We start from the raw sequence: 18,825 nt of genomic DNA, 5'->3' as shown, positions 1-18,825 counted from the left end.
AAAGGGCAGCTACAAATCTTTCGACTTATAACTGCCCTAACGCTGTTTCATATATGCTATTTACCTCTTGGATGTTCTTTACTAATTTTCTTTTCTTCCTCTAACCATTCTTTTTCACATAATTCCTTATACTCATACTTTCCACCACTTGCATATTTTCTCATTAATCCCACTTCAAACAAACCATCCCATTTAACATGAATATGGTCAAATCTATGGTAATTTAATTCATCGGTACATACAGGAAGTATTGCTTGCTTTTCGCCCTTTTTTAATAAATGGTACGGATATTGACATTCCAAAACAATATTATTTTGTTCAATACTTGTCGATTCTTTATCCCAACAGAATAACAATAATTGTACACTATTAAATCTGAAAGCATACGATAATCTTAAATCTGGAAACTCCTCTTTTTTTATATCCTCATTCAGAAATACTTCTCCTGTATTGTAATCAATATGTCTAATTGTACTATTAGAATACAAAAATGGGGATTTGCACCAACGCAATTTCATATTTCCAAACATTGAATCTGGAACTGGAGACACATTAACTGCTAATCCACACATTACCGTAATATTATCTTTCGGTACATTATTGTTTATGTCCATAAGGTACTCTAGTATTTCTTCATCAAAAAAAGAACAATCCTCTTTTCTTGATCTCATGTCATTGTATGCGTATTTCAACAACATTTTTTGAATCAATGTATAATCATACTCAATTTCAACAACATCATCTTCCTTATACTTTTTGACAAAGTACTTACTTATAAATTCTTTTGCATAACTGTCAATATAGGATATTCTATTATTATTGCACTCAGCACAAACATCCTTTACCATCGGGTCTGCTTCATGTATTGCATTTCTCGCATCATCAAAAGTTATATAACATTCTGGAAACAAGTCTAATATTGCAGATGAAATGATATGTTCTCTTGTACCTCTTGCTTCCTTACCACAATATGCACATTTCATTTATCTTATCAACTCCTAATTCTTATTTTTACCTCCCCATTATACATCTTATTTACAACTTTTTCTACTTTAACAGCATGACCGTACACATCTGTGCATGGAACAGGCCATTCTCCACTGCAACATTATCAAGCAACAATGTCTGAAACAGCACATTCCGCACATTTTCAAGCCTGACGATCTTCTGTTCTTCCTCCGGCAGATGCACAAACTCCACACCGTCCTCCACAGCAGATTTCCTCGCAGCTTCACAATGGGTAAAAAGTCCCAGGATATACTTATTTGACATGGCAAAAGCATAGGTTTCCTGTCCATCATACACTATTCTGCACTTCTCCGCTGCATTTTCCGGCAGACTGAAAATGCACTGCACCATTTCTAAACAAACCTTACCTGCATAGTCTGGCTTCAGCTTATTTTTATAGCGTTGTATTTTCCAATGGATTTCACTACGCTCCACCGGGGAATGGGTACGCTTAAACTGGATTTTCCGGCACAACATATCCAAATCCATATACACGTTATTTCCTACAAGATGCTCCGTATATCCTCTATATTCCCCCAACCGCAACAAATACGAAAGCACCTCATTCAGCTTTTTCTCTGATTCTATGAACTGAAACGGTTTTTCTCCAAATTCCAGATATTCAAACTGTAATGGGCAGCTCCCTTTCTCTATCTCTCGTTCCATAACTCTTTTTACATCTCGTAATGATTCCATTTTGCTCCTTTCCGCTTCTGGACATCGTGTCCAAAAGCAATAAAAAAAGGGCAGCTACAAATCTTTCAATTCATAACTGCCCTGACGCTGTTTTATTTCAGTTCTATTTCTGCCATTTTTGCAAATACTGCTTTTTGCTCTAAAAGCTCTTTCTGTTTTTCCTCCGGCAGACATTTGAAGATTTCCTCATATCCCATTTCCAGCATCGGCGTTCCCTTTGCGAAGAGATAGAGCCGGGTATCAAGCCATTCCTGCCATAAGTCCTCAAACATACTCTCACTGTCTGTATAGGTTATAACATCATTAAATCCATACTCCGGTGTGTAATATTGCAGCTTCACAAAACCGTACCGTCCTACATCCAATACCAAAATGTTTTCCAGCTCATACAGTTCTGCATAGGCTGCGGCAACCTTTTTGCACCGTTCCCGTTCTATGTCTGTAATGTAACTTTTCTCCACAGTTGCAAACCTCCTGTTTCGAGGCATCGTGCTGCCTCTTATTCAATCTTCCGTGTTTCTATTTCAAAAACACTTCCGTCCCTTGTTTTTATTGTAAAAATATTTGCGGCATCAGAGGTATCTATATCCTCAATCCCTAAAGCCACATCATTTTCATCTAATACTTCGTATAGCTGATCCTTAAACTCATTATGTTCCATAACTTTTTTACTCTCCTTGTATGTTTTATGGTGCGTACACGCACCATATTATTATATGTTTCATGCACTTAGAATACAAGTGTGGAAAGGAGCTTTCAGTATGATTAAATACGACCCGCTTTGGCGTACGCTAAAGGAAAAAGGAATCAGCCAGTACCAGCTTATCAAAGATTATGGCATTGATAAAGCACAGCTTCAGCGGCTTCGGCAGAACCTTGTTGTAAAAACGCTTATCTTAAACAGGCTTTGCCAGATACTCGACTGCCGGATTGAGGATATAATGGAATACGTTCCGGATACGGATTAAAGGTGTTGTTAGACTCGATGAACAACGCCTTTTTTATTATCCGTCATCTCATGTACTTTTGGACATCGTGTCCAGAAGTAATCCCTGATTACCTTTATTATCTCCGCAAGTACCGTAACCATTCTCCAGATTGCTACTACCCCGCCGATCAGACCTCCAACAACACAGTTTAATGCCAGTATTCCCATACTTCCTGCAATCCCGAAATTCTTTGGCACATGAATCATGCACATTTTCCGCAATCCATAGGGACAGCCGACCAAAATCCAGTAAAGGAATACATCGAACCCGTCTGCTTTGTTACATACAGGATAACAGGTCAGCATCCATGCCGCAAGCAGTCCTGCCGGAAGTATAATCTTAAACAATACCCTTTTCACTCCAGCCACCTCCATACATATCGTGCTGCACCTCCTGCTGATAATAATGATTCATCGTTGAGGGTGCATTATAAAGAGCTGTTACCATATATGCCTTGATATTTGCAATTTTCGTAGTTGTTTCCTGCATACATCCTATCACATATTCCAAATGGGAGCTATTCAGTTTGAGGAACTTTGATTTTACAAGCTCATATGGATAATCATTTCCACCGATTTTAACAGTCTTATGCTTCACACATACAATCTCGCAGATTACCTCACACAATTCCTCATACAGCCCTTTGTCCTGCCATCTGCCATATTTCATGTGATGTTCGTACTCAATATTCTCTTTGATGATTTCCATGTAAGCATTGACATCTTCCATCACATCAATCTCCCCTTCCAACTCACTGCCGGATTGATTGATAGGATTGATATAATTCCTATCAATATTACTCTGGTTAGTATGATTATAGTTAGTATAATTAGGGTCTGCTTTTTGAACTTCCGCAAGTTCAGATATTGTACTTCTTGAAGTAAAATTTTTAGACTTCTGGAAGTCTGCTTTTTGAACCTCTTGAAGTTCAGTTTCTGAACTTCTGGAAGTATAACTTTTAGAACTCTTGAGGTTCAAATCCTGAACTTCTGTGGAAACATCAGCATTTGCAGGCGTTTCTTCCTCTGCTTCTCCTATTGTGGCAAAATTCTTTACATAAATAATATCCGGTTTTCCAAGTCCCCTGCGTTTCTTTTCGATCAATCCTATCCCATTATCGCTGTCCAACTCTTTCATAATCTTAACACAGGTTGCTTTTGCACATCCCAAATCCTCCATGACATTATCAAGAGTATAAATGATATAGGCTCTGTTTTCTTCATCCAACCAGCCATTTTTCATAGACAGTGACATACGATCAAGCATCAGACCGTACAGGAGCTTGGCATCGCTGCTAAGCCCCTTGAAACGCTCGTCTTTAATCAGCAACCGAGGAACACGATAAAAGGAAAACTGTTCTGCTTCAATCCCATAGTAATAATCAAACTGCATCTGTTTACCCATTTTACCGCACCCCCTTTACTGTTTCTTCTGCCATTCCTCCAATAATTGCAGGATAATCCCCTCAATCTCTTCGCTGGAGTATTCCTCTGAAAAAAACTGGCTGATTTTTTCAGACTTGATTGTAACTTTCCTCTCTTTCGGCTTTTCCTCGGTCAGTATCAGACGCACCATCGGCAGCGTCAGTTCGCCGCTTTTCCCATATTCCTTCAACTTGGCAGACTGTACTGTGGAAATATTTGCTCCGCTTTCCTCAAGGATTACCAGCACCCACTGTTGTGCATCTTCCGACAGAAAGGAAATGTCAACACCCTGTACCAGACCGATTTTCTTTCTGTCAACCAACTCTAGCAGCTCATCGGACAGCCTTGCAAGCCAGATATACCGTTGCACCGTCTTTCCGCTTTCTCCGGCAGCTTCTCCTACCTCGTCAAGCGTATTTCCGTTTCCTTTTCTGCCCTGATGCTTCATAGCCTCGTATTTCATGGCATAAGCTTTCGCCTTCTCACTTGGCAGAATGTCCTCACGCTGAATGTTGGAATCCACCATGATAATCGTAGCTTCATCGTCTGTATAATTGCGGACTATCACAGGCATATCCTCTTTTCCTGCCCGTTCTGAACCTCGTTTTCTGCGGTGTCCGGCTATGATTTCATAGCCACCCTCTGCCCTCGGTCTTGCAATTCCCGGTACAAGCACCCCATACTTACTGATGCTTTCCGTTGTTTCTTCCATTTTTTCATCGTCCAGTACACGGAACGGATGATTTCTAAACTCATGCAAATCCGTGAGCTTGGCTCTGATAATCTGCTCTTCGCTCCCTGTCTTTTCTTCTGCATTTCCAAATAAATCATCATAACTGCTTAATTTTACCTTTGCGGCACTTCCTGCTTTACTCATTCCCAAGCACCTCCTCCGTCAAAGACTGATAAGCAGCGGCTACTTTGCCTTTCGGATCATGTTCGTAGATACTGACACCCTCTGCGGAAATCTCTGCCGCACGGACGGAAATGGGAATACTGTTTTCAAATATCCGCACCTTGCTACCGTAATTCTCCACCAGTAATGCAGTAATGTCCTTTGCATAATTGGTTCTGGCATCCACCATTGTCAGCAGAATCCCCTCAATCGTCAGCTTTGGGTTAATCTGCCTCCTGACCTTTCCAATCGTCTTAATAAGCTGCTGTAACCCTTTTGCCGGAAGATATGCCGCCTGTACCGGAATCAGGATACTGTCCGCACAGGCAAAGGCGTTTATGGTAATCATGCCGAGGGAGGGCATACAGTCAATCAAAATATAATCATAATTATCCTTTACCAGCTCTATGTAGGAACGCATCACAAGCTCTCTACTCATCACATTGACAAGTGATACTTCCAGACCGGAAATCTCGATGTTCCCCGGCATCAGGTCAATTCCCTCTTTGTGTTTCAGGATACCATAATCCGTTTCCATATCTTCATCATTGATGATATTGCCGAGTGCTGTTGCAAGCGTTTCCTCCAGCTTATCCGGCTCTGTAAAGCCAAGACTGTCCGTCAGACTGCCCTGTGCATCGGCATCAATCAGCAGGACTTTCTTGCCATGTTTTGCCAGTCCTATACCTAAATTACTGGTTGTGGTGGTCTTGCCCACACCACCTTTTTGGTTTGCGATTGCGATTATTTTACACATGATAGATTCTCCTTTGTTTTCTGCTATTTTTCTGCTACGTTTCTTTTCTTTACTTCTACATACGCCCTGTAAAATTTCTTCGTTCCCTTATTCGGATACATCTCGGAAAACTCCGTTACTTCCACTTTCGGATTCCTCTGCAAAATCTTTCCGAACCACTTAATATCATTCTTTGTTCCCATCAATCTGACTTTTAACATTAGTCTGTTCCTCCCAATAAGGCATACAGCTTATGGTTGTATGTGGCATATTCCGGATACCGAATCTGAATTGCCTGCCAGAAATATGGTGCATAAGCACAGCAGAATATTTCCTCCACCGTGTACTGCCTACACTCGTCCACCTGTTCTTCTGCATCTTCATAATCGGAAATACTTGGTGTTCCATTGCAATACAGATTGAATGCCATTCTGACCACTCTCACACTTCCACTGGTCTGCCAGCCTTCGTGTAAACACTCTGTTATTACGCATCCTGTTTTGAAATCATAAATTCTGTAAACATTTCTTCTGGTATCATCGCTGATCCCAAGACAATAGCAGAGTGCCTTGTGGTAAACATCCTGATACCGGACTTCCTTTAACTTCTCGTAGTAGAATTTCTCATGTGCATCGCTGATAAAAATAATCTTTTCTTCCTTTTTGGTTTCTGCTCCTAACGCTGTACTTGTCATAATAGAACCCTCCTTGTGTTATTTTGATTTTGTTTTGACCATAACAACAGAAAAAGGACACTCTCCGTTTTATTGGAAAATGTCCTTTTAATAGCATTCAACTATTAAGTTTTGAAAGGTTCTGATTTCTAAAACATCCCTTTTCAGTCCATATTAGTCCACCGAATGACACAAATTTGATGTCAATTTGATGTCAAACACTCGATAAACTCATAAAAGTCTATGGATTTTCTGATTCTTAGTACAGCTTCGCACCTGCCGGAATCCGGTCATTCACCATGAGAAGATTTAATCCCTCATGTCCATCTTCCTCGTGTACTGCTGAAATCAGCATACCCTCGGAATCAATGCCCATCATCTTTCTCGGAGGCAAATTTACGATTGCAATCGCTGTCTTGCCAATCAGATCTTCTGGCTCGTAATACTCGTGAATACCGCTTAAAATCGTGCGTTTCCGGTCTGTTCCGTCATCCAGAGTGAACTTTAAAAGCTTCTTTGACTTCGGTACTGCTTCACATTCCAGAATCTTTACTGCACGGTAATCAGCCTTTGCAAAGGTATCGAAATCAATCATTTCTTCAAACAATGGTTCGATTTTTACGTTGGAGAAATCAACCTTCTCAGCAACTTTTTCTGCAGCTGCAGGAGCTGCTTCGGAAGTCTTGGAAGCCTTCTTGTCAGCATCCAGGGACTTCATTGTCGGGAATAAAATTTTGCTCTCTCCATCCCGCCCCATGCCGCTCCGTAGTGCGCAAAATCCGCATAATTGCTGGGTTTTTGAAACTATTTATCATTCGTCCTGTGTCCTATTTGACCGTCCGCTTCACTCGAAAAGTTGTATAAAAATTGTAGTTGTTTGTAGGCATATTTTTTTGTGAAAAAGTGTGTCAGCTCCAAAATGTCAAAAATTGGATAAATTTTCCATGAAAAGGACTGGCACATTGTAGAGCCATGAAGAACATCCCTGATACTGTTTCTTTATCGCTTTTAGCCTATATTATAAGGTATCAATGCTAAAACTGCGGAAACCAGCAATGCACAAACTGCTTATTTGCAGCTCATATAAATATGAGTATACCCCCATCAGTTATTCAAGTCAACATTTTTCAGCGAACTACTTGTCTGCATAAAAAACTAGGAGGTTCACTATGCCAGAATACCAACTTCAAATCAAACAAGTGGTAGATTACCCACGATGCCGGATTTATCGTGAGTTCATCCACAAACTGATCAACGACCGGAGCATCCGCATAAACGGAGGCTCCGGCCTTTTTCATTTTACTGTACTTTGCAGCTATGCAAACTTCCGCACCTCATATCGCCGTATTGACGGGATCAGTTACACAGTCTCCCCCGGCGAATGGGTCTGCACCGTCAAGGAACTGTCTTGCTGGTTCCGCACCCGCTTTCATCGGCAGGCGCTGTCCATGCTGGATACCCTTCAGAAGCAGCACTTGATTTCCTATACACTGCTGGGCCGTGGCAATGTAGTCAAATATAAAATCCTCCACTGGGCCCGCCACAATTCCGCACTGGAGTACAATGCCCCTTGCCAAAAGGATACCGGTTTTTTCTTCCTGCCAGTCTCTGTTGCCCTGGAACTGGTCAGCTCTGCCCGCTGCTCTGAAATGGACATCGTTCTGGATCTGTGGGTATCCGCTGTCTACAACGATACGCAGGTGCAGGGGTCAGAGGTCGGTCCGGTAGCCTACTTTCGCAATGGTACAGGAAACCCGTTGGTCAGTTATACCGAACTCTCCTGCCGCTGGGGGCTGTCACGCGCTACCGTATGCCGGATACTGAAAAAGTTGGACGGTCTTGGGTATATCTCTATCATGTCGTTTCCCGGCCGGCATGGAAGCGTGATCTACCTGCAGAACTACCTGTCCACCATGTTTGAGATTTCCGATGTTTTAATCGACAAGGAGGAAGTTGCCATGACCTTAAACATTCATCTGGAGCTTCCGGAAACTGCTGAAACCGAAGAGAGCCATTCTATCTCTGAGCATGAGGTCATTGTTTCGGATGCACTTTCCAGCGTTTCAAAATCGCACATTGAAACGATACTCCGCAAGATGGCTGACATCCTATCTACGCAAGGGATTTCCTGCTTTTCTTGCCCACTCTCCTGCTATAAGTTATATCCCTTATCGGACGACTGCTGGGAAGAGTTGATTCCGCGTGCGCGAGGGAAATCTACAGTCCACTTTGGTCTGACCATCCTCTGCGGCACAAACACTTCAATCGCCACTTTTGAACTTACACTCACTCCCTCTGAGGAGCACGAAAATAGGAGGAACCTGAAATGAGAAAATTTGTTGAACCTGATGTTGCTGATAATCCCCTGTACCATGATACCTGGAAACTGCTGAAAAAATACCGGGATGTTGTGTGGAGCCTGGAGCTTTCTGTCCAGCATGTCCGCACCAAGTTTGAGATTGAGTATGGTACCTCCATTGAGGATTTTCTGGATTCAGTCTATCTGGCTGGCGCTGATTTGGCCGGAAGCGACATCGAGCATCATGCCAAATGCATTGAACGCAGCCACAAAATGCTCAAGCTGCTGGATTCCGCAATCGAATTGCTGCGTACCAAGCACAAAAACGGTGAGGCATATTACTGGTTGCTGTACTACTCCTTCCTCTCGCCGCAGCAGCTCAAAAATGTTGAGGAAATTATCGAGACCCTGCGACCGCATATCCGCGACATCAGTTTCAGAACTTACTACCGCAAACGCCGGGAAGCCATTGAAGCCCTCAGTTCCGTTCTTTGGGGCTATACCTCCAAGGACAGTTTAGACATGCTGGAGCAGTTCTTCCCAGAGCCAAAATCATCTTCCGGACAATCGGGCAAATAATTGGCACAATTCGGGAACAAAATTGGCATGGTTCTGCTCTTTCAGTGTAAATACCGATGTGTTAAACTGAATATGCTCAAACTTGCACCCAAAACCGAACAGGACAGTAACGGCACCTTTCATCAGGGTGCTTTTTTGCTGCCCAGATGGCCGCCCGGCCATTTGAAAGCCCACATTTGTTTTGACAGGTGTGGGTTTTTCTGTTCCCTATTGAGCATCAAAAAATCATTCAGAATTGGAGGATCGCAAATTGAAGAAAACGAAAACCCCTCAAACTCCGCAGCTTCAGGAGCCGGATACCCAGTCCAAGCGCAGGCTTTCGCTGCCCAAAGTGGCTTACAGCGCCTTCCTGTGTGTGATGATGTCCATGATATTCTGCCAGCCGGCTTATGCGGCAACAGATGTATGGACCAAGGCCAAAGAGATCATGCAGGATGTATACACCCAAATCCTTGCCATCTCCACTATCGCCGCCATCGTCACTGCTTCGGTAGCCTTGCTGCTCATGAACTTCTCCCGTTCCGGACGGACGGTGGATGAAAGCCGCGCCTGGCTCAAACGAATCTGTATCACCTGGGCTATCCTCAATGGCTTGGGCTTTATCATGGCGTATGTGACGCCGCTCTTTAGTGGCGGACAATGGACAGGCTGATTGACCGTCTGACTGCTCGCCGGAAAGGAGGCTTGCATTTATGGGCATTTTAGACGGCATAGTGGAATGGATCGCAGAACAGGTAATGGCCGGTCTTGATCTGGTGACCACATCGGTTTTGGGTGCGCTGGGCTGTGATATGGCTGTATTTCTGCGTTATTTTCCCGCAGCAGAGACTATGTACTCTGTTTTCGTGGCTCTGGCAATCGGGATCATCCTGCTCAACTGGGTCTGGCAGTTATTCAAAAACTTCGGTCTTGGCGCAGGTGTGGAAGCAGAAGACCCGGTAAAGCTGAGTATCCGTTCCGTTATTTTTATCCTGCTGACGCTCTTTTCAGATGAAATCGTCAATATTGTTCTTACCATCGGCGGCACCCCCTACCACTGGATCATGGACTCTGACCTTCCTGCATTAAGCTTTGCAGACTTCAATTCCGTAATGCTGGTCATCATCGGTGTGTGTGCCAATGGGGCTGTGGCGCTGATTACCTTGATTTTGGTTCTCATCCTGGCCTGGAATTACCTAAAACTTCTGTTCGAGGCAGCTGAACGGTATGTGCTGCTCGGTGTACTGGTCTACACGGCTCCTGTGGCTTTTTCTATGGGCGCCAGTCAGACCACAGCAAACATCTGGAAATCCTGGTGCCGGATGCTTGGCGGTCAAATTTTCCTATTGGTCATGAACGCCTGGTGCCTGCGCCTGTTCACAAGCATGGTGGGGTCCTTCCTTGCGAACCCGCTTTCGTTGTAAGGAGGTCTTATCCTTGAAGAAACTCAAAAAAATTTTGTTTGCGGCCTTTACAGTCGCAATTCTCTCCTGCCTGCTCTGCCAGCCGGCTTTTGCCGCTATCTCCGAAAGCGATGTGCAGGCTCAGGTAGACGCTGTGGGAAAAGAAGCCGTTTCCGGCAATGTGTTTATCTGGTTTCTCTGTGCTATCGGCTTTCTCAAAGTCGGCCAGAAAATCGATTCCTTCCTCTCCAGTCTTGGTGTCAATGTAGGACATACCGGCGGCAGCATGCTGGCTGAGGCTATGATTGCTGCCAGAGGCATCGGCGGCATCAAGAACTTTTCCAGTCACCACTTTGGCGGCGGGAGAAACAGCAGTTCCACCAATGTCAACTCAAACGGTGGTAAAGGCAGCGGCGGCTTTGGAGCAGGGTTTGCCAGCGGCGGTCTTTCTGGAGTGGTGAGCCGAAAAGTCACAAACAGTGCCATCAAAACAGCCACCACAACTCCCGGCTCCAAGCCTTCCGGTCTTGGCAGTCTTTTAGGCGATGCTGCAGCCGGAGGAATCGGCGGCCATATGTACGCTTCTTCCGTTAGTAAGGGCGGCAATTTTGCCAACAATGTAATCGGCAGCGTAGCCACGGGCAGTATCAGCCAGATGGGGGCCATTTCCGGTGAAAAAGCCGCCGAAGCCCTGCACTCTTACATGGGATATGCGGCACTGGAATCCGGAGCTGAAAATGTTCCGACCTTCCAAAATGTCGAAATTGGCGGCGGCCGCATCACCGGCACAGAAGTGACTGCGGAACATCCCGAAGGCATCTCCTTTGGTATGTACCACGCAGACCAATATGTTGCCCCGGAAGGCCAGTACACCACCGTTCATGCCGTGGATGGCACAGCATGGTATAAGCAGTACGCTGTGGATGCTGTTGACAAATCGCCCTATATGGCTCCTGACGGTTCTATCGCCTTCAACGAGTCCATTGTCAAAAAGCTGCCTCCAGCCCCGAGGAGAAAGGACAAGATATAAATGCCAGAAGATCAAAAAAGCAGTTTTTCCGAAGCTGTGGAGACCGGTGCCTCCGCAGCGCATACCATCCGCGGCGCAATCAAAACCGGAAAAGCTATTTCCTCCGCTGCCAAAGGCGCTGCCGCAGGCGGTCCTTACGGTGCAGTTGCAGGCGCAGTGTGGGCAGGCCGGAAGCATATCGGAAAAATCATTGTGGCAGTCATTGCCCTGCTTATGCTGCCGGTATTATTTGTTCTCATGCTCCCCGGTCTTATTTTCGGCGGACTGACCAATGCCTTTTCGCCATCTGACCCCGAAATTCCGATTTTGAATAGCAAAACAGCGATTATTGAGAACGCCAACGAGATCACCTTTACCCTCAACGGCATCTTGGGCGAGGCACTGGATGATGTACTTGCCCGGATCGAAGCTGACTTTGCGGCATCGGGAGCCGACCATATGGAGGTCAAAAACGCCTATTCCAGCGGTCCCATTTATAACGCCAACCTATTTATCTCTCAGTATTGTGCGGCCAAAGACAAGGATTTTGAAAGCATTTCTCTGAATGACCTTGCCGCCACCCTGCGGGAAAACAAACAGCATCTATATTCCTACACCAGCAAGCAAGAGATTCGTGAGAGCACCGTGACTGATCCGGAGACTGGGGAAGAAACAACGGTGTCCGAAACATGGATGGTCTATACTGTCCGTTACAACGGTGAGTCCTATTTTTCTGATGTTGTATTCCAGCTTACCGATGACCAAAAGGAGCTTGCATCTGATTACGCTTCCAACCTAAGCCTGTTCTTGGGCGATGGTCTGCTGCAAAATCTGGAAGCGTGGACCGGAAACAGCATCACCGCTCTGGGCGATGTTACTTTCACCGACGGGATCACACCTGTTGTTTACTACAATCAGCTGGATGAACGCTATGCCGGTAAAGCATATGGTACGGACAATATTGGCGGTTATGGCTGCGGCCCTACCGCTATGGCAATCGTGGTGTCCTCTCTGACGGACGATATGGTTGACCCTGTGGAGATGGCCGAGTGGTCTTACAACAACGGCTACTGGTGTAAAAGCAGTGGTTCTTACCATGCGCTGATACCTGCCGCCGCTGGGGAATGGGGGCTTCCGGTTTCCGGCTGTACCACTGCGGAACCACAGCGCATCACAGACGCACTGGCTAATGGTAAACTGGTAGTAGCAATCATGTCTGAAGGCCACTTTACCTCTTCCGGTCACTTCATTGTCCTGCGTGGCGTAAAAGACGGCAAGATCATGGTGGCTGACCCTGCCAGTTACACACGGAGCGAACAGCTCTGGGATCTGTCCATTATCTTAAATGAGGCCAGCCGGCGCGCTGGAGCTGGCGGTCCGTTCTGGATTATCGGCTGATGTGCCCGCCCGGCTTCGGAAACGAGGTTAATCATGAATCATAAAATCGACCGAGATACCTACATAATACCACCGAATTTCATCGAGTCAGGCACCTTCTTCGGTGGTATGTTCAAAGCCCGCAATGTGATTGAAGCCGGTATCCTGGCATTTGCCATTGGTGTGCCGGTTTTTTCATTGCTCCCTCTTGGCCTGACTGCCCGTATCATCGCTTTGTGCCTGACCGCACTGCCAGCAGCATTGGTGGCGCTTATCGGAGTTTCCGGTGAGAGCCTTTCCTCTTTTCTGCTGATTTTCATAAAGTACCTGCGAAACCGCCGCATTGTAGGCGGTAACAGCGCAGAAGATGCGGTTCCTGCGGCAGAGCATGGCGGCAAGCATATTAAAAAGAAGGTACACAAGCCCGACAAGGCTCCCAGACGGTCACGGCGCTCCGGCAGAGAGGATTTCCCAGCGGAGTTTGATGAAGTTCGTAGCTACGAGATCCGCCAAAAACTCCGTCCTGTGAAAAAGCAGAAGCCTGCCAAGGAGAAGAAAGCCGCCAAGCAAAAAAAGAAGGTCTCCAAGGAGCGCAAAGTAAAACGCCCTATCCGCACTCAGGAGCCGAAGCCCGCCTGCCTTAACCCGGTAGCAGATTATCTGCCGATTTCCAAAATTGAAAACGGCATCATCTACACGAAGGACCACCGCTATGTCAAGGTCGTCGAGGTAGTACCCATCAATTTTATGCTGCGCAGCGCCCAGGAACAGCGGAACATCATCTATTCCTTTGTATCCTACTTGAAAATCAGCCCCATCAAGCTGCAAATCAAGGTACTGACACGTCGGGCAGAGATCAACCGCCATCTGGATACCGTTCGGAAGGAGATGGAACAGGAGACCAATGAACAGTGTCTGCTCATGCAGGAAGACTACCTCCAGTTCGTTCAGCAGATCGGTTCCCGTGAGGCAATTACCCGACGTTTCTTCCTGATTTTTGAATATGAGCCGTGGAGCAACACCAAGCGCTCTGATGAAGAAGGCGAGGCAATCAATGCCCTGCAAAGTGCAGTCCATACTGCTACCAACTACCTCCGTCAGTGCGGTAACGAGGTCATCGTTCCGGAAAACTGGGATGAGTTTACCGTAGATGTCCTCTATAACCTGCTCTGCAGAAATGAAAGTGCTGTAAAGCCGCTCTCCGTCCGGGCACAGGAGGTTGTGGCTGAGTACCTTGCCAAAGGGCGCGACAGTGAGATCGACCATATCCCTGCCACCGAATTCTGTGCGCCAAAAAGCATTGACTTCACGCATGGTCACCATATCTGCATTGACGGTCTGTATTATGCTTATTTGCTGGTGCCCTCTGATGGCTACAAAACGCAGGTTCCAGCCGGCTGGCTCAGTCTTATCGTCAATGCCGGTGACGGGATCGATATGGATATGTTCCTCTCCCGTCAGCCCAAAGAAACCATCATCCAGAAAGTCGGACAGCAGCTGCGTATCAACCGTTCCAAAATCAAGGACGCCAGCGACACCAACACCGACTTTGATGACATTGATGGCGCTATCCGAAGCGGGTACTTTCTCAAAGAGGGCCTTGCCAACAACGAGGACTTCTACTACTTGAATCTGCTGATTACCATTACTGCCTCCAACGAGGAAGACTTGGAATGGAAGGTCAGCGAGATGAAAAAGCTCCTGCTCTCACAAGACATGAACGCCTGCACCTGCCATTTTCGGGAGGAACAGGCGTTTTTATCTGCCCTTCCATTGGTGGCAATGGAAAAGAAACTGTATGAGCGCGGTAAACGCAACCTGCTGACAGGCGGTGCGGCAAGCTGTTATCCCTTTACCTCCTATGAGATGTGTGATGATAACGGTATCCTGCTGGGCGTCAACAAGTACAACAGCTCCCTTATTATCGTGGACATCTTCAATTCTGCGGTCTATAAGAACGCCAATATGTCGATCCTTGGCACGAGCGGAGCCGGCAAAACTTTTACCATGCAGTTGATGGCGCTGCGAATGAGGCGGAAAAATATCCCCATTTTCATTGTTGCGCCCCTAAAAGGCCATGAATTCCATCGCGCCTGCTCCAATGTGGGCGGCTCCTTTATCCAGATTTCACCGGCCAGTCCCCACTGCATCAATGTTATGGAGATTCGGCGGGTAGACCGCTCGGTGAATGAACTTCTGGACGGTCCAGGCATCCAGTTATCTGAACTTGCAGCAAAGATCCAGCAGCTCCACATATTTTTCAGTCTGCTGATCCCCGATATGTCTCACGAGGAACGACAGCTTTTGGACGAAGCCCTTGTTCGTACCTATAACACAAAAGGCATCACTCATGATAATGCCTCTTTGGAAGACCCTGCAAAGCCCGGCCAGTACCGTGAGATGCCGGTGCTTGGTGACCTGTACGAAATTTTGAAAACCTCCAAGGAAACGATGCGCATGGCCCACATCCTAAACCGTCTGGTAAACGGAAGCGCCAGCACCTTCAATAAGCAGACCAATGTTCGGCTCGACAACAAGTACACTGTTTTGGATATTTCCTCCCTCACGGGAGATCTGCTCACCGTAGGTATGTTTGTGGCGCTGGACTTTGTTTGGGACAGAGCCAAAGCCGACCGTACAGAAGAAAAAGCCATCTTCATCGATGAGTGCTGGCAGCTTCTATCCGGCGCCGGTGCTGCTGGTGTAAGATTGGCTGGCGATTTCCTTTTGGAAATTGCCAAAACCATACGCGGTTACGGCGGCGCCTCGATTTTTGCAAGCCAGGATCTTGCCGATTTCTTTGACCTTGACGGCGGCAGATTTGGTAAGGGCATCATCAACAACTCCAAGACCAAGATCATTCTGAATCTGGAGGACGACGAAGCCCAGCGGGTACAGGAAGCCCTGCACCTGTCCGATGCTGAAACAATGGAGATCACTCACTTTGAAAGAGGTCACGGTCTGATTTCTACCAATAACAACAATATTATGGTGGAATTCAAAGCCAGCCCTCTGGAAAAGGATCTGATTACTACCGACCGCCGCGAGCTGCGTGAAATCGTAGAGCGAAAACGCCGTGAACAATCCACATCTGCCGAACAGCAGATATAACAATTTGAAGAGCGAGGTGATTCCCATGTGCAACTTTCCTGCCAGACGCCGCTATGCGTCTGCTTTGCGTCTGCATTACGCCTAAAAGCCAGTTTTGCCAACCAGATCATCTTTTGGCTTACACTGACTGGCTTTCCTTCCTATTTTAATGCGTCTTGAATACGCCTATATTACGCCATTGGAGGTGATACCCATGAAGACCAGGGCTGAAATCTATGGAAATGAAGCTGCGGCTCTGCTGCGGATCGTCACGATGTATCCCGGTCTCAATATGCAGCAGCTTCTTTGCTTTCACCCTGGCAAAGAAGAAATCATCAAGACCCTGCTCTCCCATCTACAAAAGCAGGGCCGTATTTTTCAAACTGATACAGGCGGTTACTTTCCGTCTGGTTGGGCAGCAAAATCAGACAACTCCCTGATACGGGCTGCCTGGGTACTCTTGGATTTTATCGGGCAGGTGGAATACCATGCTCCCGGTGATTTTCCGGTCAAGCTTATCTTCTTTGCAAACGGTGAACTATACGAAATCGTCTACGCAGCTTCCGGCCAGGAGGCCCTGATCAACCATGCGCTTCGGGATGACCGCAGCGGTGGACGCCGCATCATTTTGGTCGATAATCCGGAAGACATTCGCCGCATTGACTGCCCTGGCATTTCCGGTTTCTGCACCGTGGATGCAGCGGGCCAGGTGCATTACTTTAAGAAAACAGGAGGAACTTGATTGGAACGAAAAATCATCTCACACCGAATCGGAAGCATTCTTGATGATATATCCCGTTTGAGCAATGCTCTTTACGCGATGGATACCACGGATATTCAGCGCTATCCGGACAACTATGAAGTCTTATCCACTGATGCCGCCCTGCGGGCAGAGAAAATTGCCTGCAGGCTGCGGCATTTGATATATTCCAGCACCACCATCCGCAAAGGCGATTACCTGACATCCGCCGGTATTGTACACGGAATTGAGGTTGTCTATGAGGACGGTGTACTGGAGGTCACCCTGCCTGGTCTGCTCCCAAAACGCAAGCAGAGGCAAAACACTGAGTTTCTGCTCGACCCGTTCTACTTCTCATTGGAGCAATACGCCAAAGAGCATCCCATGCCCCGCTTCAGCGATTGTGTGGTGTGCTTTACGCAGGTTTATGACCAGTGCCTTCCCACCCGGCGTATCCGTGACTACGACAATCTGGAAGAAAAGCAGCTTCTGGATGTCCTCTCCACCTTCGTCATGGCTGACGATACCGGCCTGCTCTGCGATGCCTACAACACCGCTGCGCTGGGCGAAAAGGACTGTACCAGAATCAGTGTCATGGAAAAAAAGCGGTTTCCCGCCTGGCTTGCTGAGCATGAAAACACCCTAAAATCCATCTCGGATTTTTGAGCATTTTCAGCCATTGCTTGTCCGACCTGCCGCAACATCGTATTTAGCCCCGGATTTCGGGGCTTTTTTCTGTCGTTACACCACGGATTTTTACCGAAGTTCCTTGCAGTCTCGGTAAAAGCCACACACCACAAGGAGGTGATCACTTGGGAAATTCCCACAGCCAGACACGATGGCGTACAGGCTTCTCTCTCTGACTGCCATCTCCGGCGAGTTCCCCACAGACCAGCTTAACAGACTTCCCGGCAGTCCATATTATCTGGAGTCTGTTGTCACTGCACTGAAAAAAGACGGGCTGCTGCGTACCTATTACCGGGATAAACTGCGCGGCTACCGTCTGGGGCCGCGAGCCAAAGCCACTCTGCTGGAAAGCCGGCCGGACAGGTTTGCCAGCTACCTGACAGGAGATACCGACACCAACCGTTTGAAATGCGAAATTGACCGAAGACTCCGGCTACACCGCCTGGCAGAAACCTATGTGACCATGGATAATGCGGGTGTATGTGTGTATCGGGATGAAAAACCGGCAATTTTTGCGCCGGATGGTTACGCTGGCGGCAGGATTGTCTATCCTGCTTTTTTCAGTTCCAGAGAAGTGAAAGAAATGGGGATCGACACCACGAAGATCCGCAGTTCCCGCTCCACCGGAATACTCCTTGCGCCCTCCGGCATCTTCGTGACCTACAACAGCAGCAGCGCCCTGATGAAGTGGCGCTACAAATCGGAAATGCGGGTCAAGGCATTGATTTGGAGCGTAATCTGCCAACAGCGCCTGGCCCCACAGTTTCGCCATGAGGATGTTCATGGACTGATTCTGGGCAACAGCATGGATCTGGCTTACCAGATTTTGACCAGCACCGGAGGACGCAAACATGATTTCTTCATGCTGGATGGCAGCTATGAGCATTTTCTTTATCTTACCAACAACCATCAGGGGGAGGTGATACTTGCACTGCTGTGCGACCCTGTGAAAACTGCGGAGCTGGACCGCATTCTGCTCCAAGGTCTTACTGCGAGGCAGCCCGGACTGGCTATTGAGCATGACGGTGTTTCACCGGATGGCTCACCAGTCCTGTTTGGCTATTTCTGCGATCTGCCCCGTATCGCACGCTTCAACACCTCCCTCGAACTATCCGAGCGCCCAGGCACACTGATCTGTTTTGACTTCCAGGCAGAGGTACTTCGCAGCTACTGTGGTTCCCGGGTGCGCTTCCAGACCATTGATTTCACAAAATTCGAGGGGAGGTTGTTCCCATAAACAAG

General features: G+C 47.0%; 21 protein-coding genes and 1 pseudogene. 11 read left to right on the top strand and 11 right to left on the bottom strand.

Going from position 1 to position 18,825, the window contains the following annotated elements; genetic code table 11:
- Positions 1 to 56: 56 nt before the first annotated feature.
- From WMO29_RS13570 to WMO29_RS13555, 4 genes are all read right to left on the bottom strand, one after another.
- A complete protein-coding gene (locus WMO29_RS13570; protein WP_173816545.1) occupies positions 57 to 983 on the bottom strand; it encodes a hypothetical protein in 927 nt (308 codons plus the stop codon).
- A 64-nt stretch (positions 984 to 1,047) separates the two neighbouring features.
- On the bottom strand, positions 1,048 to 1,704 hold the full coding sequence (locus WMO29_RS13565) for a hypothetical protein (RefSeq protein ID WP_117795837.1): 657 nt from the start codon (positions 1,702 to 1,704) through the stop codon (positions 1,048 to 1,050).
- Positions 1,705 to 1,796: 92 nt separating this feature from the next.
- A complete protein-coding gene (locus WMO29_RS13560) occupies positions 1,797 to 2,165 on the bottom strand; it encodes a hypothetical protein (protein ID WP_330592075.1) in 369 nt (122 codons plus the stop codon).
- Positions 2,166 to 2,203: 38 nt separating this feature from the next.
- Positions 2,204 to 2,365 (bottom strand): hypothetical protein, encoded by a 162-nt coding sequence (locus WMO29_RS13555; RefSeq protein ID WP_002596306.1) that lies wholly within the window; start codon positions 2,363 to 2,365, stop codon positions 2,204 to 2,206.
- A gap of 100 nt (positions 2,366 to 2,465) precedes the next feature.
- Here WMO29_RS13555 and WMO29_RS13550 point away from each other — a divergent pair, with 100 nt between their 5' ends.
- Positions 2,466 to 2,672 carry a helix-turn-helix domain-containing protein gene (locus WMO29_RS13550; RefSeq protein ID WP_117795841.1) on the top strand — a complete coding sequence of 69 codons (207 nt, stop codon included), beginning with the start codon at positions 2,466 to 2,468 and terminating at the stop codon, positions 2,670 to 2,672.
- A gap of 8 nt (positions 2,673 to 2,680) precedes the next feature.
- Here the strand turns inward: WMO29_RS13550 and WMO29_RS13545 are convergent, their stop codons facing one another.
- From WMO29_RS13545 to metG, 7 genes and pseudogenes are all read right to left on the bottom strand, one after another.
- A complete protein-coding gene (locus WMO29_RS13545) occupies positions 2,681 to 3,052 on the bottom strand; it encodes a DUF6050 family protein (RefSeq protein ID WP_349165124.1) in 372 nt (123 codons plus the stop codon).
- Positions 3,033 to 4,097 (bottom strand): DUF6017 domain-containing protein, encoded by a 1,065-nt coding sequence (locus tag WMO29_RS13540; RefSeq protein WP_349165122.1) that lies wholly within the window; start codon positions 4,095 to 4,097, stop codon positions 3,033 to 3,035. The genes WMO29_RS13545 and WMO29_RS13540 overlap by 20 nt, the downstream gene beginning before the upstream one ends.
- 15 nt (positions 4,098 to 4,112) lie before the next feature.
- Positions 4,113 to 4,994 (bottom strand): ParB/RepB/Spo0J family partition protein, encoded by an 882-nt coding sequence (locus tag WMO29_RS13535; RefSeq protein WP_002596302.1) that lies wholly within the window; start codon positions 4,992 to 4,994, stop codon positions 4,113 to 4,115.
- On the bottom strand, positions 4,987 to 5,769 hold the full coding sequence (locus tag WMO29_RS13530; RefSeq protein ID WP_117795846.1) for a ParA family protein: 783 nt from the start codon (positions 5,767 to 5,769) through the stop codon (positions 4,987 to 4,989). Before WMO29_RS13530 ends, WMO29_RS13535 begins: the two co-directional genes overlap by 8 nt.
- A 23-nt stretch (positions 5,770 to 5,792) precedes the next feature.
- The gene (locus WMO29_RS13525) at positions 5,793 to 5,969 is read right to left on the bottom strand and encodes a hypothetical protein (RefSeq protein WP_002596300.1); all 177 of its coding nucleotides are present in this window, start codon (positions 5,967 to 5,969) and stop codon (positions 5,793 to 5,795) included.
- The gene (locus WMO29_RS13520) at positions 5,969 to 6,442 is read right to left on the bottom strand and encodes a DUF6075 family protein (RefSeq protein WP_117795848.1); all 474 of its coding nucleotides are present in this window, start codon (positions 6,440 to 6,442) and stop codon (positions 5,969 to 5,971) included. The genes WMO29_RS13525 and WMO29_RS13520 overlap by 1 nt, the downstream gene beginning before the upstream one ends.
- A 238-nt stretch (positions 6,443 to 6,680) precedes the next feature.
- A pseudogene (metG, locus tag WMO29_RS13515) lies at positions 6,681 to 7,154 on the bottom strand (methionine--tRNA ligase subunit beta); the annotation flags it as partial.
- 436 nt (positions 7,155 to 7,590) lie between these two features.
- Between metG and WMO29_RS13510 the strand changes: the two are divergent.
- The 10 genes from WMO29_RS13510 (at position 7,591) to WMO29_RS13465 (ending at position 18,820) form a co-directional block, all read left to right on the top strand.
- Positions 7,591 to 8,751 carry a MarR family transcriptional regulator gene (locus WMO29_RS13510; RefSeq protein WP_215725545.1) on the top strand — a complete coding sequence of 387 codons (1,161 nt, stop codon included), beginning with the start codon at positions 7,591 to 7,593 and terminating at the stop codon, positions 8,749 to 8,751.
- Complete coding sequence (locus tag WMO29_RS13505; RefSeq protein WP_006873388.1) at positions 8,748 to 9,299, top strand: hypothetical protein; 552 nt, start codon at positions 8,748 to 8,750, stop codon at positions 9,297 to 9,299. Before WMO29_RS13510 ends, WMO29_RS13505 begins: the two co-directional genes overlap by 4 nt.
- A 250-nt stretch (positions 9,300 to 9,549) precedes the next feature.
- Complete coding sequence (locus WMO29_RS13500) at positions 9,550 to 9,951, top strand: fimbrial protein (RefSeq protein WP_173700504.1); 402 nt, start codon at positions 9,550 to 9,552, stop codon at positions 9,949 to 9,951.
- A gap of 40 nt (positions 9,952 to 9,991) precedes the next feature.
- Positions 9,992 to 10,702 carry a hypothetical protein gene (locus WMO29_RS13495; RefSeq protein WP_227589404.1) on the top strand — a complete coding sequence of 237 codons (711 nt, stop codon included), beginning with the start codon at positions 9,992 to 9,994 and terminating at the stop codon, positions 10,700 to 10,702.
- A 13-nt stretch (positions 10,703 to 10,715) separates the two neighbouring features.
- Entirely contained in the window at positions 10,716 to 11,711 is a 996-nt protein-coding gene (locus tag WMO29_RS13490) for a hypothetical protein (RefSeq protein ID WP_227589405.1), read from the top strand.
- A complete protein-coding gene (locus tag WMO29_RS13485) occupies positions 11,712 to 13,088 on the top strand; it encodes a C39 family peptidase (protein ID WP_186872921.1) in 1,377 nt (458 codons plus the stop codon).
- A gap of 33 nt (positions 13,089 to 13,121) precedes the next feature.
- Entirely contained in the window at positions 13,122 to 16,178 is a 3,057-nt protein-coding gene (locus WMO29_RS13480; RefSeq protein ID WP_227589406.1) for a VirB4 family type IV secretion system protein, read from the top strand.
- A gap of 193 nt (positions 16,179 to 16,371) precedes the next feature.
- A complete protein-coding gene (locus WMO29_RS13475) occupies positions 16,372 to 16,899 on the top strand; it encodes a DUF5697 family protein (protein WP_173700505.1) in 528 nt (175 codons plus the stop codon).
- Positions 16,900 to 17,562, top strand: coding sequence for a DUF6100 family protein (locus WMO29_RS13470; RefSeq protein ID WP_006873396.1), 663 nt, complete (start codon positions 16,900 to 16,902; stop codon positions 17,560 to 17,562).
- A 172-nt stretch (positions 17,563 to 17,734) separates the two neighbouring features.
- Positions 17,735 to 18,820, top strand: a complete 1,086-nt coding sequence (locus tag WMO29_RS13465; RefSeq protein ID WP_006873397.1) for a hypothetical protein — start codon at positions 17,735 to 17,737, stop codon at positions 18,818 to 18,820.
- Positions 18,821 to 18,825 lie beyond the last annotated feature (5 nt).

Source organism: Laedolimicola intestinihominis (assembly GCF_040096155.1).
GTDB classification, from domain to species: Bacteria; Bacillota; Clostridia; order Lachnospirales; family Lachnospiraceae; genus Laedolimicola; species Laedolimicola intestinihominis.
Note: the sequence above shows the minus strand (reverse complement) of the source record. Positions and strands in the feature narration are given on the sequence as shown.